Here is a 16751-nt window from a genome sequence, read left to right on the forward strand (position 1 = left end):
AACCTTTTAAAACACTTGTTCGGGACTCTGGTTCGGAAATTGCTACTTTCTATAGGTCGTACGCGTTCCAGTAACAATAATTCTGCGCCACAAGCGCTCATATTGGTTCTTAGGGATTGAATAATGAAAAAAGCATTGCTGACCCTTTCTGCACTGGCGTTGTGCATGGCCGCTGGCTCCGCGCTGGCCAAGGAATACAAAGAGCTGCGCTTTGGCGTTGACCCTTCGTACGCACCGTTTGAGTCGAAAGCGGCCGACGGCAGCCTGGTGGGCTTCGACATCGACCTGGGCAACGCGATCTGCGCCGAACTGAAGGTCAAGTGCAAGTGGGTCGAAAGTGACTTCGACGGCATGATTCCGGGCCTCAAGGCCAACAAATTCGACGGTGTGATCTCGTCGATGACCGTGACCCCGGCCCGCGAAAAGGTCATCGACTTCTCCAGCGAACTGTTCTCCGGCCCGACCGCTTATGTGTTCAAGAAAGGTTCCGGCATCACCGCAGACGTCGCGTCCCTCAAGGGCAAAACCGTCGGCTACGAGCAAGGCACCATTCAGGAAGCCTACGCCAAAGCCGTGCTGGACAAGGCCGGTGTGAAAACCCAGGCCTATCAGAACCAGGATCAGGTGTACTCCGACCTGACTTCCGGCCGTCTCGACGCGGGCATCCAGGACATGCTGCAAGCCGAACTGGGCTTTTTGAAGTCGCCACAGGGCGCCGACTATGACGTCAGCAAGCCAGTCGACAACGAATTGCTGCCGGCCAAAACCGCTGTCGGTATTAAGAAAGGTAACACTGAGCTGAAAGCGCTTTTAGATAAAGGTATCAAAGCGTTACACGATGACGGCAAATACGCCGAGATTCAAAAGAAACACTTTGGCGATCTGAATCTGTACAGCGGCAAATAATGCCCCGGCGCCCATCCTCGATGGGCGCCTTTTCCATCCGCTCAGGTTGCTGATTTATGTTCGAAAACCTCTTACAAAATCTGGGGCTCTCTGCCTTCAGCCTCAAGGGTTTTGGCCCTTTGCTGTTGGAAGGCACCTGGATGACCATCAAATTATCGGCGTTGTCGCTGTTGGTGGCCGTGTTGCTCGGCCTGCTCGGCGCCAGTGCCAAACTGTCAAAAGTCAAACTGGTGCGCCTGCCCGCTCAGCTCTACACCACGCTGATTCGCGGGGTGCCGGATCTGGTGCTGATGCTGCTGATTTTCTACAGCCTGCAAACCTGGCTGACGTCCCTGACTGACTACATGGAATGGGAATACATCGAGATCAACCCATTCAGCGCCGGGGTGCTGACGCTGGGCTTCATCTATGGCGCGTATTTCACCGAAACTTTCCGTGGCGCGATCCTCGCGGTGCCGCGCGGTCAGGTTGAAGCTGCCACCGCTTACGGCCTCAAACGCGGCCAGCGCTTTCGCTACGTGGTGTTTCCGCAAATGATGCGTTTTGCCCTGCCGGGCATTGGTAACAACTGGCTGGTGATGCTCAAGGCCACCGCGCTGGTGTCGATCATCGGCCTGGCCGACCTGGTCAAAGCCGCGCAGGACGCCGGTAAAAGCACCTATCAACTGTTTTACTTCCTGGTTCTCGCCGCGTTGATCTATCTGCTGATCACCAGTGCCTCTAATTTCATCCTGCGCTGGCTTGAACGCCGCTACGCCGCCGGTGCCCGGGAGGCCGTAAGATGATCGAACTTCTGCAGGAATACTGGCGCGCCTTCCTTTATACCGACGGCCAGAACATCACCGGGCTGGCAATGACGATGTGGTTGCTCAGCGCTTCAATCTTCATCGGTTTTCTGGTGTCGATTCCGCTGTCGATCGCCCGCGTCTCGCCGCACTTCTACATTCGCTGGCCGGTGCAGTTCTACACCTATCTGTTCCGTGGCACGCCGCTGTATATCCAGTTGCTGATTTGCTACACCGGGATCTACAGCCTCGCCGCCGTGCGCGCGCAGCCGTTGCTCGACAGTTTCTTTCGCGATGCGATGAACTGCACGATCCTCGCCTTCGCCCTCAACACCTGTGCCTACACCACGGAGATTTTCGCCGGGGCGATCCGCAGCATGAACCATGGCGAAGTCGAAGCGGCCAAGGCTTACGGGCTGACCGGCTGGAAGCTGTATGCCTACGTGATCATGCCCTCGGCCCTGCGCCGTTCGTTGCCTTACTACAGCAACGAAGTGATCCTTATGCTGCACTCGACCACGGTGGCCTTCACCGCGACCATCCCCGATATTCTGAAAGTCGCCCGGGATGCCAACTCGGCAACCTTCCTGACCTTTCAGTCGTTCGGCATCGCCGCGCTGATCTACCTGACCATTACCTTTGCGCTGGTCGGCCTGTTCCGCCTTGCCGAACGCCGATGGCTGGCCTTCCTCGGCCCGACTCACTAGGACAACCCTGCAAATGCGCCACCTGATCCATGACTTGCTGGCCCCGCTGCCGGGGACCGCACGACAGATTCACAGCTTCCACTTCGGACCGGAGCAGGCCAAAGGCAAGGTCTACATCCAGTCCTCGCTGCACGCCGACGAACTGCCCGGCATGCTCGTCGCCTGGCACCTCAAGCAGCGTCTGGCCGAGCTGGAAGCGGCCGGGCGACTGCGCAGCGAGATCGTGCTGGTGCCGGTGGCCAACCCGGTCGGCCTCGAACAAGTGCTGATGGATGTGCCGCTGGGCCGCTACGAACTGGAGAGCGGGCAGAACTTCAACCGCTGGTTCGTCGACCTCAGCGAGGAAATCGGCAATGCCATCGAGGGCAAGCTGAATGACGATCCGCAGCACAACCTCGAACTGATTCGCACGCATCTGCGCAACGCCCTCGCCCGCCAGACCGCCAGCACGCAACTGCAATCCCAGCGCCTGATCCTGCAACGGCTGGCCTGCGATGCGGATATGGTGCTGGATTTGCACTGCGATTTCGAATCGGTGGTGCACCTCTACACCACGCCCGAAGCGTGGCCGCAGGTCGAACCGCTGGCGCGCTACATCGAAGCTCAGGCGAGCCTGCTGGCCACCGATTCCGGCGGCCAGTCGTTCGACGAATGCTTCACTTTGCTGTGGTGGCAATTGAAGGAGCGCTTCGGCGAACATTTCGAGATCCCGCTCGGCAGTTTCTCGGTGACCGTCGAGTTGCGCGGTCAGGGTGACGTCACCCATCCGCTGGCCAGCCGCGACTGCCAGGCGCTGATCGACTACCTGATCCAGTCCGATGCGATCGTCGGCGAGACCAAACCGCAGCCGCCATTGCCGTTCCCGGCCACGCCTCTCGCGGGAGTCGAGCCGGTGACCACGCCGGTCGGCGGCCTGCTGGTGTACACCGCCACGGCGGGGCAAGTCCTGGAAGCCGGGCAGCAGATCGCTGAAATCATCGACCCGATCAACGACCGGATCACCCCCATTCATTGCACCAGCGCCGGCGTGATGTACGCCCGCTCGCTGCGCCGCATGGCCACGGCCGGCATGGTCATCGCCCATGTTGCGGGCGCTGAAGCCTACCGCAGCGGCTACCTACTTTCGCCTTGAGGATGCTCGTCCCATGTACAAACTGACCGTTGAAGGCCTGCATAAAAGCTATGGCGACCATCAGGTGCTCAAAGGCGTTTCGCTCAAGGCCAAAACCGGCGACGTGATCAGCCTGATCGGCGCCAGTGGCTCGGGCAAAAGCACCTTCTTGCGCTGCATCAACTTTCTCGAACAACCCAACGATGGCGCCATGAGCCTCGATGGCCAGGCGATCCGCATGGTCACCGACCGCCACGGCATGCACGTCGCCGACGCCGATGAACTGCAACGCCTGCGCACGCGTTTGGCGATGGTGTTTCAGCATTTCAACCTGTGGAGCCACATGACCGTGCTGGAAAACATCACCATGGCTCCGCGCCGGGTGCTGGGTTGCAGCAAACAGGAAGCCGACGATCGCGCCCGGCGTTACCTGGACAAAGTCGGTTTGCCGGTGCGGGTGGCGGATCAATACCCGGCGTTTCTTTCTGGCGGGCAGCAACAGCGCGTGGCGATTGCCCGGGCATTGGCGATGGAGCCGGAGGTGATGCTGTTCGATGAGCCGACCTCGGCGCTCGATCCGGAGCTGGTGGGGGAAGTGTTGAAGGTGATTCAAGGGCTGGCGGAAGAAGGCCGGACCATGATCATGGTGACCCACGAAATGAGTTTCGCCCGCAAAGTCTCCAGCCAGGTGTTGTTCCTGCACCAAGGTCTGGTGGAAGAAGAAGGTGCGCCCGAAGAGGTGCTGGGCAACCCTAAAAGCGAACGCCTGAAGCAATTCCTCAGCGGCAACCTCAAATAGCCACCCTCCCCTGTAGGAGCTGCCGAAGGCTGCGATCTTTTGATCTTGTTTTATAAAGATCAAGATCAAAAGATCGCAGCCTTCGGCAGCTCCTACACAGTCACCCTGATTAAACCTTTCGCCAACTGATGTGGTCACTGGAAGAACACCTCCAGAGCGCGCGCAGCCCGCATGGCGAAATCTCCCGACCACGCAAAAATCTGGTTCAGCGCCCGCGACTGGAAGCCGTTCGCCTTTCAGAAACAGGTGTGGGCGGCGATCAAAAATGGCGAGTCCGGCCTGCTCCATGCCAGCACCGGCGCCGGTAAAACCTACGCAGTGTGGTTTGCCGCGCTCAATCGCTTCGCTCGCTCGCAGCCTGCCGTCGAAATACCGCGCAAACGCAAAGCCCCCGCCGAACCACTGACAGTCCTGTGGATCACCCCCATGCGCGCCCTCGCCGCCGACACCGCGCGCGCCTTGCAGGTACCGGTCGATGATTTGCAGATCCCGTGGAGCATCGGGCTGCGCACCGGCGACACCAGCAGCAGCGAACGCGCCCGGCAGAGCCGACGCCTGCCGACCACACTGATCACCACCCCGGAAAGCCTGACCCTGCTGCTCGCTCGTGCCGATGCGCAGGTGGCGCTGGCGAGTCTGCGCATGATCGTCGTCGATGAATGGCACGAACTGCTGGGCAACAAGCGCGGCGTGCAACTGCAACTGGCCCTCGCCCGGCTGCGGCATTGGCAACCTGAGCTGATCGTCTGGGGCGTGTCCGCCACCCTCGGCAACCAATCCCACGCCGAACAAGTGCTGATCCCGCAGGGCGGTGGCGTCAGTATTCAAGGACAAAGCGAAAAATCGCTGAAGGTCGACACCCTCCTCCCACCGGCCATCGAGCGCTTTCCCTGGGCCGGGCACATCGGTCTGAAAATGTTGCCGCAAGTGGTCGCCGAACTGGAGGCCTGCGCCAGCACCCTGGTCTTCACCAATACTCGGGCGCAATCGGAAATCTGGTATCAAGCGCTGCTGGAGGCGCGGCCTGACTGGGCCGGATTGATTGCCCTGCATCACAGCTCACTGTCTCGCGACACTCGCGATTGGGTCGAGCAGGCCTTGAAGAACGGGCTGTTGAAAGCCGTGGTCTGCACCTCAAGCCTGGACTTGGGCGTGGATTTCCTGCCGGTCGAGCGCGTGCTGCAAATCGGCTCGGCCAAAGGTGTTGCCCGCCTGATGCAGCGTGCCGGTCGCTCTGGCCACGCACCAGGACGCACGTCGCGGGTGACACTGGTGCCGACGCACAGCCTTGAACTGATCGAAGCGGCCGCCGCCCGCGATGCCGTCGAACAACGGCGTATCGAACCACGCCTGTCACCGCACAAACCGCTGGATGTGCTGGTGCAGCATTTGGTCAGCATGGCCCTCGGTGGCGGATTTTTACCCGATGAGTTGTACGAAGAAGTCCGTGGCGCCTGGGCTTATCGTGACCTGTCACCCGCCGATTGGGCCTGGGCGCTGGCTTTCGTACGCCATGGCGGGATGTCTCTGACAGCCTATCCGGATTACCGCCGGGTCGAGCCCGACGAGCACGGCGTCTGGCGCGTACCGGATGCACGATTGGCACGACGTCATCGCATGAGCATCGGCACCATCGTCAGCGACGCGAGCATCCATTTGAAATTCTGGAGCAAGGGTGGCGGTGGCAAGCAGCTGGGCAGTGTCGAGGAAGGCTTTATCGCGCGGCTCAAACCCGGTGATGGTTTTCTCTTCGCCGGGCGTTTGCTGGAGTTGGTGCGAGTGGAAAACATGACCGCTTACGTCAAACGCAGCACCGCGAAAAAAGCCGCCGTACCGCGCTGGAATGGTGGGCGGATGCCACTTTCCAACGAATTGGCCGAAGCCGTGGTCAGGCGTTTCAGCGAGGCCGCGCAAGGCGAGTTTGTCGGCCCGGAAATGCGGGCGTTACGACCGTTGCTGGAAACCCAGATGCGCTGGTCGGGTTTGCCCACGACAGAAAACCTGTTGGCCGAAGTATTGAAGTCTCGTGAAGGCTGGCACCTTTTCCTTTATCCGTTTGCCGGGCGCCAAGTGCATCTGGGCCTGGCGAGCCTGTTGGCATGGCGCGTCAGTCAACGGCAGCCCGTGACGTTTTCCATCGCGGTGAACGATTACGGCCTGGAATTGCTCAGCGCTACGCCGATCGACTGGGCCGAGTATTTGAATACCGATCTCTTCAATGCTGATGATTTGTTAGCGGACGTTCTGGCCAGCCTGAATGCCGGCGAACTGGCGCTGCGGCGCTTTCGCGAGATCGCACGGATTGCCGGACTGGTCTTCGCCGGCTACCCCGGCGCACCGAAAAGTACCCGGCAGGTGCAGGCATCCAGCGGATTGTTCTTCGAAGTGTTCAAACAATACGATGCAGATAATCTGTTGCTGGCGCAGGCCGGGGAAGAAGTCCTACGGGAAGAACTGGATATTCGTCGCTTGGAACAGACACTGGAGCGGATCAACCAGATGAAACTGGACGTGCATCAGGTTAAACGTCCTACACCGCTAGGGTTTCCGCTGCTGGTGGAACGCATGCGCGAAAGCATGAGTTCGGAAAAACTCGCTGATCGCATCAGGCGAATGGTCGGTGATCTGGAGAATAGCGCCGACAAGGATAAATCCCGATGAATGCGCCCTACCCGGTGCGTCTGGCCGGCGAAGAACTTTGGCTCCTGCCGGAAAAAGCCCTGTACTGGCCGGCGCAGCAGGCATTGCTGATTGCCGATGTGCATTTCGGCAAAGCGGCGGCGTATCGCAGTCTTGGTCAACCGGTCCCGCATGGCACCACGGCGAGCAATATCGAAGTGATTGATCGGTTGTTGGCGAAGCTGCCCTGCCGGTTGTTGATCTTTCTCGGGGATTTCCTCCACGGACCTGGTTCACATGCGCCGGGCACGCTGGACGCATTGGCGCAATGGCGTGCGCGCCACGTTGATCTACCGATGACGCTGATCCGCGGCAATCACGACAAACGCGCCGGTGATCCGCCTGAATCGTTGAATATCCGGGTGGTGCCGGAACCGCTGCTGCTCGGGCCATTCGCCTTGCAACATGAACCGGACCCGCATCCTGAGAGACACGTGCTGGCCGGTCACGTACACCCGGTCTACCGGCTGCACGGCAAGGGTCGGCAGAGCTTGCGTCTGGCGTGTTTCAGGCTAAGCGAACGCGTCAGCCTGCTGCCGGCCTTTGGCGCTTTTACCGGAGGGTATCCGGTCGAGAAGGATGAAAGCTGCAGAATCTTCGTCATCGGTGATAACGAAATATGGCCAGTCAGTTGAAGTCTTTGCAGACCTCATCTGACTGGCCATTTTCACGGTTTATCAGGCGACAGGCGCCGGTGGCGGCTCGTCCGGAAGGGTCGGTTCGCCCGGCTCGGTCGGTTGTTCGTTAGGGGTATCTGGGTCGGGTTGACCGGGAATTCCGCCGGCCATGTTCAGTGGCGGATGCGCCAACAAGGACCAGGCCAATACGCCAATCTGATTGGGCTCGAGCCTTGCCAGTTCGGCAGTGATTTGCGGATCGATCTTCATAGGGCACTCCTCGGCGAAGGCCCGTTTTGCCGAAAGCAAAAACGGGCAGTACACCCCATAGAGTGTCTGCCCGCCAAAGAATTCCCGCGATCTGTCGGATGGACCGATCAGGTGCGCGGCAGGGTCACGCCACGCTGGCCCTGGTACTTGCCGCCGCGATCCTTGTAAGAGACTTCACATTCCTCGTCGGATTCAAGGAAGAGCATCTGCGCCACGCCTTCGTTGGCGTAGATTTTCGCCGGCAGGTTGGTGGTGTTGGAGAACTCCAGCGTCACGTGGCCTTCCCACTCAGGCTCGAGCGGCGTGACGTTAACGATGATGCCGCAACGCGCGTAGGTGCTTTTACCCAGGCAGATGGTCAACACATTGCGCGGAATGCGGAAGTATTCGACGGTGCTGGCCAGGGCGAAAGAGTTCGGCGGGATGATGCAGACGTCGCTGTGGACGTCGACGAAGCTGCCCGGGTCGAAATTTTTCGGGTCGACGATGGACGAGTTGATGTTGGTGAACACTTTGAAGTGGTTGGTGCAACGTACATCGTAGCCATAGCTCGATACACCGTAGGAGATCACACGGCTGTCGTCGCTGCCGCGCATCTGGCGCTCGACGAACGGTTCGATCATGCCGTGTTCCTGCGCCATGCGGCGAATCCACTTGTCCGATTTGATGCTCATGGCGGGGTGTCCTGAATAGCGAGGTGGAAAAATTCTGTCCGGCATCTTACCGGGCGCGCCGCCGGGTTCAAAGTGCGCGGTGCAATTCTCGCCGAACACCCATGAAATACGGGCTTTGGCGACGAACCGTCACACCGCCGATCCCGAAAACAGAGAAACCTTCGCAAGAAGCATTGGCACTTCTCGGAAACTGGGTTAAGGTGGCGTCACTGTGTTGCTTGTGTCACTGAGAATCTCTACACGATATGTTGAATTTCGATCCAACCATCTACAAGAATTTTTCCTGCTCTTTGCACTCAGTCTCGGCCAGGGTTCTTCCTGAGTCGCAGTTATCTTTGTTCAAGGAGTTACACCATGTCTAATCGCCAAACCGGTACCGTTAAGTGGTTCAACGATGAAAAAGGCTTCGGCTTCATCACTCCACAATCCGGTGACGACCTGTTCGTTCACTTCAAAGCTATCCAATCCGACGGCTTCAAAAGCCTGAAAGAAGGCCAACAGGTTTCTTTCATCGCTACCCGCGGTCAGAAAGGCATGCAAGCTGAAGAAGTACAAGTTATCTAACTTGTAGCTTCTTTAGAAAAGAGCCCCGCCCTTAAAAGCGGGGCTTTTTTGTGGGCGCCTGTTTTTCAGCTCGCAAAAAAAGATCGCAGCCTTCGGCAGCTCCTTGGATGTACATCAATCCTCTGTAGGAGCTGCCGAAGGCTGCGATCTTTTGCTTGTGCCTTACCAGGCTACGCCAAACCCTGCGGTGTAGCGGGTCTTGTTCAAGTCTGCATCGTTGGTGCCGCTGATGATGTCGCGCTCGGCCTTGAGGTTGAGCGAGGCCCAGTCGGTGACCTTGTAGCGCAGCCCCAATTCAGCATCCAGCGCGTAATCGGCAACACCGGACAGCGGCTTGCCCACTTCACCGTTGGTGAAGAACTCGACCTTCTTGCCGATCAGGTAGCGGTTGTAATCCCACTTCATGGCGACAGAATAGAAGTTGTCCTTGCTGCCATCGCGATACTCGTAATCGGTACGGTTGAGCAGCGAACCCAGCGAGAAAGCCCCCAACTCGTCATCCCAGAACTGATAGCCGGGACCGGTACCGACCACGCGCTGACGAGCCAGCTCTTCGATGTGATCGCGCTTGTAGTTCAGACGACCCTGCCAGAACCATTGATCGGTGAGGAAGCGGTCCAGTGCATATTCGGCGCGCCAATTGTCGGTAGTGGTCTCGTCGTCCTGCACTTCGCGGTTGTACTCGCCTTCGGCAGTATGGCGCCAGCGACCATGACGCGCGGTGGTCTTGAAGCCGACATCGTAGTCATCGGTGTCTTTCTCGGCGCGCTGATAGTCCAGCGCCAGGTCGACATTGCCCTTCCACACCAGATCCTCGACCACCGGTTTTGGCCTGAGAATCTGCTGAATGCTCGCCAGTTCCACAGTTTTCGGCGCCTCACCGTTGGCCAGGGTGACTTTGCCATCTTCGGCGGCCGTCAGCGACTTGGACACTTCACCGGTGTAGGCGTCCTGCTTGACCAGCAAGTGCTGATCGCTGTCCAGGGTTTTGACCTCTTTCCAGTCAATCGTAACCGTACCGGCGTACTTGGTCTGGATCAACAGCTTGCCACCGTCGAACACGGTGATAGTGCCGCTCAACTTGTCACCGTTCTTCAACCAGACGGTGTCGGCAAGCAGGGGCGTGGACGCACTGAAAACAGCAAGGCACAACAAGGATCTGGACAACATAAGCGAATCTAAGGCTCAAGTTTGCGAAAAAGGTCGGCATTATCCGTAGGAATAAGACCCTGACAAGGACTGACCGGACTATTTCTGATGAGTTCATTTCTCAACTGGCTGATCACCGATTACTCTGAAAGCCATCAAACTGTTCATGCTCAGGAACCGCGTACGTGAAAGACCCGCTCGACAGCGTAGAAAACGATGCGCAAATCCGACGCACGGCGCTCTACTCGACGCTCGCCCAAGTGCCAGAAGGCAAAGTCGTCAGTTATGGCCAGCTAGCTGAACTGGCCGGGTTGGGGCGCGCCGCGCGCTGGGTCGGCCGCACCCTGAGTCAGTTGCCAGGCGATACCAAACTGCCCTGGCACCGCGTGCTGGGCGCCGGCGGTCGGATCAGCTTGCCGGTGGGCAGCCCGTCGGGCGATGAACAACGGGCCCGATTGCGCATGGAAGGCATCACCGTCCAGAACAATCGTGTGGATATTCAGCGCCATGGCTGGCGTCCGGTAGAGCACAGCGGTTAGAGTGCGCGCTTTGTTTTCGCAATCTTGAGGCAGACTTCAGCCCATGCCCCGTAAAACCTGGCGCGCCGCGCTAGCCGCTTATGCCAGTCCTTCGACGCTCGTGCTGTTGTTGCTCGGTTTCGCCGCCGGCCTGCCGTACATGCTGGTGTTCTCTACGCTTTCCGTCTGGCTGCGTGAAGCCGGTGTCGCCCGTGAAACCATCGGCTATGCCAGCCTGATCGGTCTGGCCTATGCGTTCAAATGGGTCTGGTCACCTTTGCTCGACCAATGGCGCCTGCCGTTGCTGGGCAAGCTTGGCCGTCGCCGTTCGTGGCTGGTGCTTTCGCAGGCGCTGGTGATCCTCGGCCTGATCGGCATGGGTTTCTGCGATCCGCAGAAGCATCTGTCCTGGCTGATCGCCATTGCAGTCGTCGTCGCTTTCGCCTCCGCCACTCAAGATATCGCGGTGGATGCCTATCGCCTGGAAATCGCCGAAGACAATCGCCAGGCCGCCCTCGCCGCCAGTTACATGTCGGGTTATCGCGTGGCTGCACTGCTGGCGACTGCCGGCGCGTTGTTCTTCGCCGAAGGCTTTGGCTCCACGGGCTTCAACTATCAGCACTCTGCCTGGGCCGGCACTTACGCGCTGTTCGGCGCGCTGATGATTCCCGCGCTGCTGACCACGCTGTTCATGCGCGAGCCACCGGTACCGCTGCGCACACAGTTGCAGGCCGGGCGCTACACCTTCATGCATCAACTGATGTCGGTGTTTGTGCTGATCGTCTTGCTGGTCTCGGTACCGGCGATGTTCACCCAGCTCTACAACACTGATTTCGCCAGCGTGCTGTTCGGTGACATGAGTCCGCTTGACCTGCTGCTGGAAGACCGCGCCTTCCTGCGCGCGATTCTCTATACGCTGCTCACCGGCCTGTGTCTGTCGACCATGGGCCGTCGCGGCCTCGCACCGGTGCTGACACCGGTCAATGACTTCATTCTGCGTTATCGCTGGCAGGCGCTGCTGCTGCTCGGCCTGATCGCCACCTATCGGATGTCGGACACGGTGATGGGCGTCATGGCCAACGTGTTCTACATCGACCAAGGCTTTACCAAGGATCAGATTGCCAGCGTCAGCAAGATTTTCGGCCTGATCATGACACTGGTCGGCGCCGGCATGGGCGGCCTGCTGATCGTGCGTTTTGGCATTCTGCCGATTTTGTTTATTGGCGGCATCGCTTCCGCAGCCACCAACCTGCTTTTCGTCATGCTCGCCGACATGGGCCCGAACCTGCAGATGCTGGTGGTGACCATTTCCCTCGACAACTTCAGCTCGGGCCTGGCGACGTCGGCGTTCGTAGCCTATCTGTCGAGCCTGACCAATCTGAAATTCTCGGCCACGCAATACGCACTGCTCAGCTCGATCATGTTGCTGTTGCCGCGCCTGATGGGCGGCTATTCCGGGGTCCTGGTCGAGAAGTTCGGTTACCACAGCTTCTTCCTGATCACCGCCCTGCTCGGCGTGCCGACGTTGATTCTGATCGCCCTGCACTGGTTTCAGGAAAGCCGCCGCGAAGGCCCGACGCCAACGCCCGAGCCTGTGCCGACGCCGGTCACGGAAGAATCGTAAGACGTTTCAGCAACGGCGGGAGGAATCCCGCCGTCGTGCCTCCCCACTGACCTCACGCCTGTACGTCGGCAAAACTCGCCGGTACACTGCGGAGTCATTTCCAGTCATAGCAACCGACAACGGCCAACCATGCGCACCAGTCAATTTTTGCTCGCCACACAGAAAGAAACACCTTCCGATGCGGTCGTGATCAGCCACCAGCTGATGTTGCGCGCCGGCATGATCCGCAAGCTCGCCTCCGGCCTGTACACCTGGCTGCCCATGGGTCTGCGGGTTATGCGCAAGGTTGAAGCCATCGTTCGCGAAGAGATGAACGCCGCCGGCTCTCTGGAAGTGTTGATGCCGAGCACCCAACCGGCCGAGCTGTGGCAGGAATCGGGGCGCTGGGAAGAATACGGCCCTGAGCTGCTGCGCATCAAAGACCGCCACGGTCGCGACTTCTGCGCGGGCCCGACCCACGAAGAAGTGATCACCGATCTGATGCGCAACGAGTTGAGCAGCTACAAACAGCTGCCGATCAACCTGTATCAGATCCAGACCAAGTTCCGTGACGAAATCCGCCCACGCTTCGGTTTGATGCGCGGCCGCGAATTCATCATGAAGGACGCGTACTCGTTCCACGCTGATCAAGCCTCGCTGCAGGTCACCTACGACCGCATGCACCAGGCCTACTGCAACGTGTTCACCCGCCTGGGCCTGAAATTCCGTCCGGTTGAAGCCGACAACGGTTCGATCGGTGGCGCTGGCTCGCACGAATTCCACGTGCTGGCCGAGTCCGGCGAAGACGATATCGTCTTCAGCAACGGTTCCGACTACGCAGCGAATATCGAAAAAGCCGAAGCCGTGCCACGCGAAACTTCGCGCGCCGCTGCGACCGAAGAGCTGCGTCTGGTCGACACCCCAGACACCAAAACCATCGCGGCGCTGGTGGAGAAATTCAATCTGCCGATTGAGAAGACCATCAAGACCCTGATCGTGCGTGCCGAAGAAGAAGGCAAGCTGATCGCACTGGTCATCCGTGGCGACCACGAACTCAACGAAATCAAGGCTGCCCAGCAACCTGGCGTCGCCAGCCCGCTGGTCATGGCCACCGATGCCGAACTGCGTGACGCCATCGGCGCCGGCGCCGGTTCCCTGGGCCCGCTGAACCTGCCGCTGCCAATCATCATCGACCGCTCGGTCGAGCTGATGAGCGACTTCGGTATCGGCGCGAACATCGACGACAAGCACTACTTCGGCGTGAACTGGGAGCGTGATCTGCCAGTTCCGACCGTGGCTGACCTGCGCAACGTGGTTGCCGGCGATCCAAGCCCGGACGGCAAAGGCACGCTGGAAATCAAACGCGGTATCGAAGTCGGCCACATCTTCCAGCTGGGAAACAAGTACAGCAAGGCGATGAAGTGCGAAGTGCTGGGCGAGAACGGCAAGCCAGTGACCCTGGAAATGGGTTGCTACGGCATCGGCGTTTCCCGCGTGGTGGCAGCTGCCATCGAACAGAACAACGACGAAAACGGCATCATCTGGAGTGACACCCTGGCGCCGTTCCAGATTGCTCTGGTACCGCTGCGCTATGAAACCGAGCAGGTGCGCGAAGCCACCGACAAGCTGTACGCCGAACTGACGGCGGCCGGCTTCGAAGTGCTGCTGGATGATCGCGACAAGAAAACCAGCCCGGGCATCAAATTCGCGGACATGGAGCTGATCGGCATTCCTCACCGGATCGTGGTCAGCGACCGAGGCCTCGCCGAAGGCAACCTGGAATACAAGAGCCGTACCGAAGGCGAAGCGCAAGCATTGCCGGTGGCCGACGTATTGTCCTTCCTGCAGGCCCGTATCCGCCGCTGAAACCAGATAGAGACGTCATGTTCAAGCGAAACACCTTAGGCCTCGGTGGCACCGCCCTGTGCGGTGCCCTGCTGGTCAGCGGCTGTGCCAATCACATGTCACAACGCAGCGAGCACGAAGAGCGGGTCGAGCGAAAGTTGCTCGACCATAGCTTGCAGATTGATGTCGGCGAGCCTAAGGAGCTTGAGCTGCCGCAGCGACGCGTGAAGATCAACGAACAGAAGACTTTTGAAGTCACCGAGTTCGAAGTGACACGTCGCTACGATCGCTACACGCCTTACCAGCCTTGGCGGGAGGTCTACGAGATTCCGCTGGGTGCGGTGGCCGTAGTCGGTGGCGTCGGCGCCAACGTGGTCAATGTGTTCGCCCTCGGCAACCTGCCGGACAGCATCACCAAGGACTGGCTGAGCTACGGTTTTGCCGGGCTCAACCCGTTCATGAACGTACAGTCCAACGGTCGTGCACAACAGAACCTCGCCGGCATCGATGAAGTCCAGCGCGACAAGCGTACGGAGTATTCGAGCCTGCCGTGGAGCGAGCGGCCAGTGCAGGTCAAGGCTGGCAAGCAGACCTTTGACATGACCACCGATCGTAATGGTGTGCTGCGTCTGAACCTGCTCGACAGCCCGTTTGCCGAAAATGACCTCAACCATGTCGGCAAATTGCAGATCAGTGTCGAAGACGCCAAGGATGACGTGCACTCTGATTCGTCGCTGATGATCAGCAGTCATCTGCGCGGCAAGTTACTGGAAGCGCACGGGCTGATTTACGACGACCTGGAAGACGACGAAGTGAGCCAGTGGGTGCACCGGGTCAAACGCCTGTCGGAACTGGGCCTGGAAGAAGAAGCCAGCGAGCTGGAACAAAGCCTGATCGAACTGACGCGCAACGATCCTGAGTTACAGACTGAGTTTCTCAAGTCGCTGACCAAGGATGCCGGGCGTCTGGTGGCGGATCCCGGGCCGAATTAAGGCCTATTAAAAGATCGCAGCCTTCGGCAGCTCCTACATTGGAACGCGTTTTCCTGTAGGAGCTGCCGAAGGCTCGGGCCGCGTTCGGACGATCTTTTGACTTTAACGTTCGAACAACTCCATCTGCTCAAACCCGCCGCGCAAATCCTCCAGCCGCACCCCAACCCCCAACAACCGCACCGGTTTCCCGCCGCGATTGAACGCCTGCGTCAGCATCAACTGATAACTGCCAAGATCCCGCCCTGCCCCGGCCTGCTCGAGCGTCGTCTGGGTAAAGTCATGAAACTTCACTTTGACGAACGGCTTGCCCGGCCGATAACTGCTGTCGATCCGCGCCATACGGTTTTTCAGGGTTTCCAGCAGCTCTGGCAGTTTGTCGAGGCAACTGCGCAGATCCGGCAGATCAACGTCGTAGGTGTTTTCCACGCTGATTGACTGACGCCGACTGTCGTTGTGCACCAACCGGTCATCGATCCCACGGGCGAGACTCCACAGTCGCTCGCCAAAACTGCCAAATTCGCGCACCAGCGCCAATTTGTCCCACTCGCGCAACTGCGAGCAGTCAACGATGCCGAGCTTGCCCAGCTTATCGGCCGTGACCTTGCCGACGCCGTGCAACTTGCTCACCGGCAAACCGCTGACGAAATCCTCCACCTGATCCGGGGTAATAACGAACAGCCCGTTGGGCTTTTTCCAGTCGCTGGCGATTTTCGCCAGAAACTTGTTCGGCGCCACACCCGCAGACACGGTGATGTGCAATTGATTGGAGACGCGCCGACGGATGTCCTGAGCGATGCGCGTGGCACTGCCGCCAAAATGCGCGCTATCGGATACGTCGAGATAAGCCTCATCCAGCGACAACGGCTCGATCAGGTCGGTGTAATCGGCAAAAATCGTATGAATCTCTCTCGAAGCCTCGCGATACGCCTCCATACGCGGCTTGACGATGGTCAGGTCCGGGCACAGTTTCAAGGCATGCCCCGACGCCATCGCCGAACGCACGCCATAGGCCCGCGCTTCATAGTTGCAGGTGGCAATCACCCCGCGTCGGTCCGCCGAACCACCCACCGCCAACGGCTTGCCGGCCAGGCGCGGGTCATCGCGCATCTCTATGGCGGCGTAAAAGCAATCGCAGTCAATGTGGATGATTTTTCGCTGAGTCATGTCAGAAAAGGAAACGTGGCGAACCGGATCGGCAGTATCTCACTGACACCTGTATATAGCACCAGTGGTATGAATGTTCTTTCCAGGCGGTAGGAAATGTCCGTTGAATTTATTTTATCAATCGACGAGAGGCCTCCAATAGAGCTGAAAGCCTTGCTCCACCTGCCCTGCAGCGCGAAAAACACCCGAGAAAAAGCGCTAACCGATTGAACCTCAACAGATTTTATCCAGATTGCGGGTTGACACCCCGGCGTTCCTCTGTAGAATGCCGACACACAGACGCGGGATGGAGCAGTCTGGTAGCTCGTCGGGCTCATAACCCGAAGGTCGTCGGTTCAAATCCGGCTCCCGCAACCAAACATCAAAAA

Annotated in this window: 16 protein-coding genes and 1 tRNA gene; 13 read left to right on the top strand and 4 right to left on the bottom strand. The window is 59.1% G+C overall.

The features are described from left to right. Positions 1 to 123: 123 nt before the first annotated feature. The 7 genes from ACOYXE_RS16310 to pdeM all read left to right on the top strand — a co-directional run bounded on the left by ACOYXE_RS16310 (position 124) and on the right by pdeM (position 7622). Entirely contained in the window at positions 124 to 906 is a 783-nt protein-coding gene (locus tag ACOYXE_RS16310; protein ID WP_159815007.1) for a transporter substrate-binding domain-containing protein, read from the top strand. A 56-nt stretch (positions 907 to 962) separates the two neighbouring features. Further along, positions 963 to 1691 carry an ABC transporter permease gene (locus tag ACOYXE_RS16315; protein ID WP_460926295.1) on the top strand — a complete coding sequence of 243 codons (729 nt, stop codon included), beginning with the start codon at positions 963 to 965 and terminating at the stop codon, positions 1689 to 1691. Beyond that, positions 1688 to 2398 (top strand): ABC transporter permease, encoded by a 711-nt coding sequence (locus ACOYXE_RS16320; protein ID WP_034154960.1) that lies wholly within the window; start codon positions 1688 to 1690, stop codon positions 2396 to 2398. The genes ACOYXE_RS16315 and ACOYXE_RS16320 overlap by 4 nt, the downstream gene beginning before the upstream one ends. Positions 2399 to 2411: 13 nt before the next feature. After that, on the top strand, positions 2412 to 3530 hold the full coding sequence (locus ACOYXE_RS16325) for a succinylglutamate desuccinylase/aspartoacylase family protein (protein WP_160056351.1): 1119 nt from the start codon (positions 2412 to 2414) through the stop codon (positions 3528 to 3530). 13 nt (positions 3531 to 3543) lie between these two features. After that, a complete protein-coding gene (locus ACOYXE_RS16330) occupies positions 3544 to 4308 on the top strand; it encodes an ABC transporter ATP-binding protein (protein WP_460926296.1) in 765 nt (254 codons plus the stop codon). Positions 4309 to 4479: 171 nt separating this feature from the next. Beyond that, a complete protein-coding gene (locus ACOYXE_RS16335; RefSeq protein WP_405122212.1) occupies positions 4480 to 6969 on the top strand; it encodes a ligase-associated DNA damage response DEXH box helicase in 2490 nt (829 codons plus the stop codon). Further along, positions 6966 to 7622, top strand: coding sequence for a ligase-associated DNA damage response endonuclease PdeM (pdeM, locus tag ACOYXE_RS16340; protein WP_160056347.1), 657 nt, complete (start codon positions 6966 to 6968; stop codon positions 7620 to 7622). Before ACOYXE_RS16335 ends, pdeM begins: the two co-directional genes overlap by 4 nt. A 42-nt stretch (positions 7623 to 7664) precedes the next feature. On the opposite strand, the gene ACOYXE_RS16345 is transcribed toward pdeM, so the two are convergent. Both ACOYXE_RS16345 and dcd read right to left on the bottom strand, forming a co-directional pair. Beyond that, on the bottom strand, positions 7665 to 7874 hold the full coding sequence (locus tag ACOYXE_RS16345; RefSeq protein WP_016986417.1) for a hypothetical protein: 210 nt from the start codon (positions 7872 to 7874) through the stop codon (positions 7665 to 7667). Positions 7875 to 7981: 107 nt separating this feature from the next. Next, a complete protein-coding gene (gene dcd / locus ACOYXE_RS16350) occupies positions 7982 to 8548 on the bottom strand; it encodes a dCTP deaminase (RefSeq protein ID WP_007918616.1) in 567 nt (188 codons plus the stop codon). 354 nt (positions 8549 to 8902) lie between these two features. On the opposite strand from dcd, the gene ACOYXE_RS16355 reads away from it, so the two are divergent. Next, complete coding sequence (locus tag ACOYXE_RS16355; RefSeq protein WP_002554837.1) at positions 8903 to 9112, top strand: cold-shock protein; 210 nt, start codon at positions 8903 to 8905, stop codon at positions 9110 to 9112. Positions 9113 to 9274: 162 nt separating this feature from the next. Here ACOYXE_RS16355 and ACOYXE_RS16360 read toward each other — a convergent pair whose 3' ends face one another. Next, entirely contained in the window at positions 9275 to 10282 is a 1008-nt protein-coding gene (locus tag ACOYXE_RS16360; protein ID WP_460926297.1) for a DUF481 domain-containing protein, read from the bottom strand. 164 nt (positions 10283 to 10446) lie between these two features. Between ACOYXE_RS16360 and ACOYXE_RS16365 the strand changes: the two genes are divergently transcribed. From ACOYXE_RS16365 to ACOYXE_RS16380, 4 genes are all read left to right on the top strand, one after another. Beyond that, entirely contained in the window at positions 10447 to 10800 is a 354-nt protein-coding gene (locus ACOYXE_RS16365; RefSeq protein ID WP_160056343.1) for an MGMT family protein, read from the top strand. A 43-nt stretch (positions 10801 to 10843) separates the two neighbouring features. After that, positions 10844 to 12403 (top strand): AmpG family muropeptide MFS transporter, encoded by a 1560-nt coding sequence (locus ACOYXE_RS16370; protein WP_160056341.1) that lies wholly within the window; start codon positions 10844 to 10846, stop codon positions 12401 to 12403. Positions 12404 to 12532: 129 nt separating this feature from the next. After that, on the top strand, positions 12533 to 14248 hold the full coding sequence (locus ACOYXE_RS16375; protein WP_160056339.1) for a proline--tRNA ligase: 1716 nt from the start codon (positions 12533 to 12535) through the stop codon (positions 14246 to 14248). A gap of 17 nt (positions 14249 to 14265) precedes the next feature. Beyond that, positions 14266 to 15219: a hypothetical protein gene (locus ACOYXE_RS16380; RefSeq protein WP_137217559.1), complete on the top strand. Its 954-nt coding sequence runs from the start codon at positions 14266 to 14268 to the stop codon at positions 15217 to 15219. A 102-nt stretch (positions 15220 to 15321) separates the two neighbouring features. Here ACOYXE_RS16380 and dinB read toward each other — a convergent pair whose 3' ends face one another. Then, the gene (dinB, locus tag ACOYXE_RS16385; protein WP_160056337.1) at positions 15322 to 16383 is read right to left on the bottom strand and encodes a DNA polymerase IV; all 1062 of its coding nucleotides are present in this window, start codon (positions 16381 to 16383) and stop codon (positions 15322 to 15324) included. 280 nt (positions 16384 to 16663) lie between these two features. On the opposite strand from dinB, the gene ACOYXE_RS16390 reads away from it, so the two are divergent. Beyond that, positions 16664 to 16740: transfer RNA gene (locus ACOYXE_RS16390), tRNA-Met, on the top strand. The last annotated feature ends 11 nt before the right edge of the window (positions 16741 to 16751 follow it).

The organism is Pseudomonas sp. MC6 (assembly GCF_054790575.1).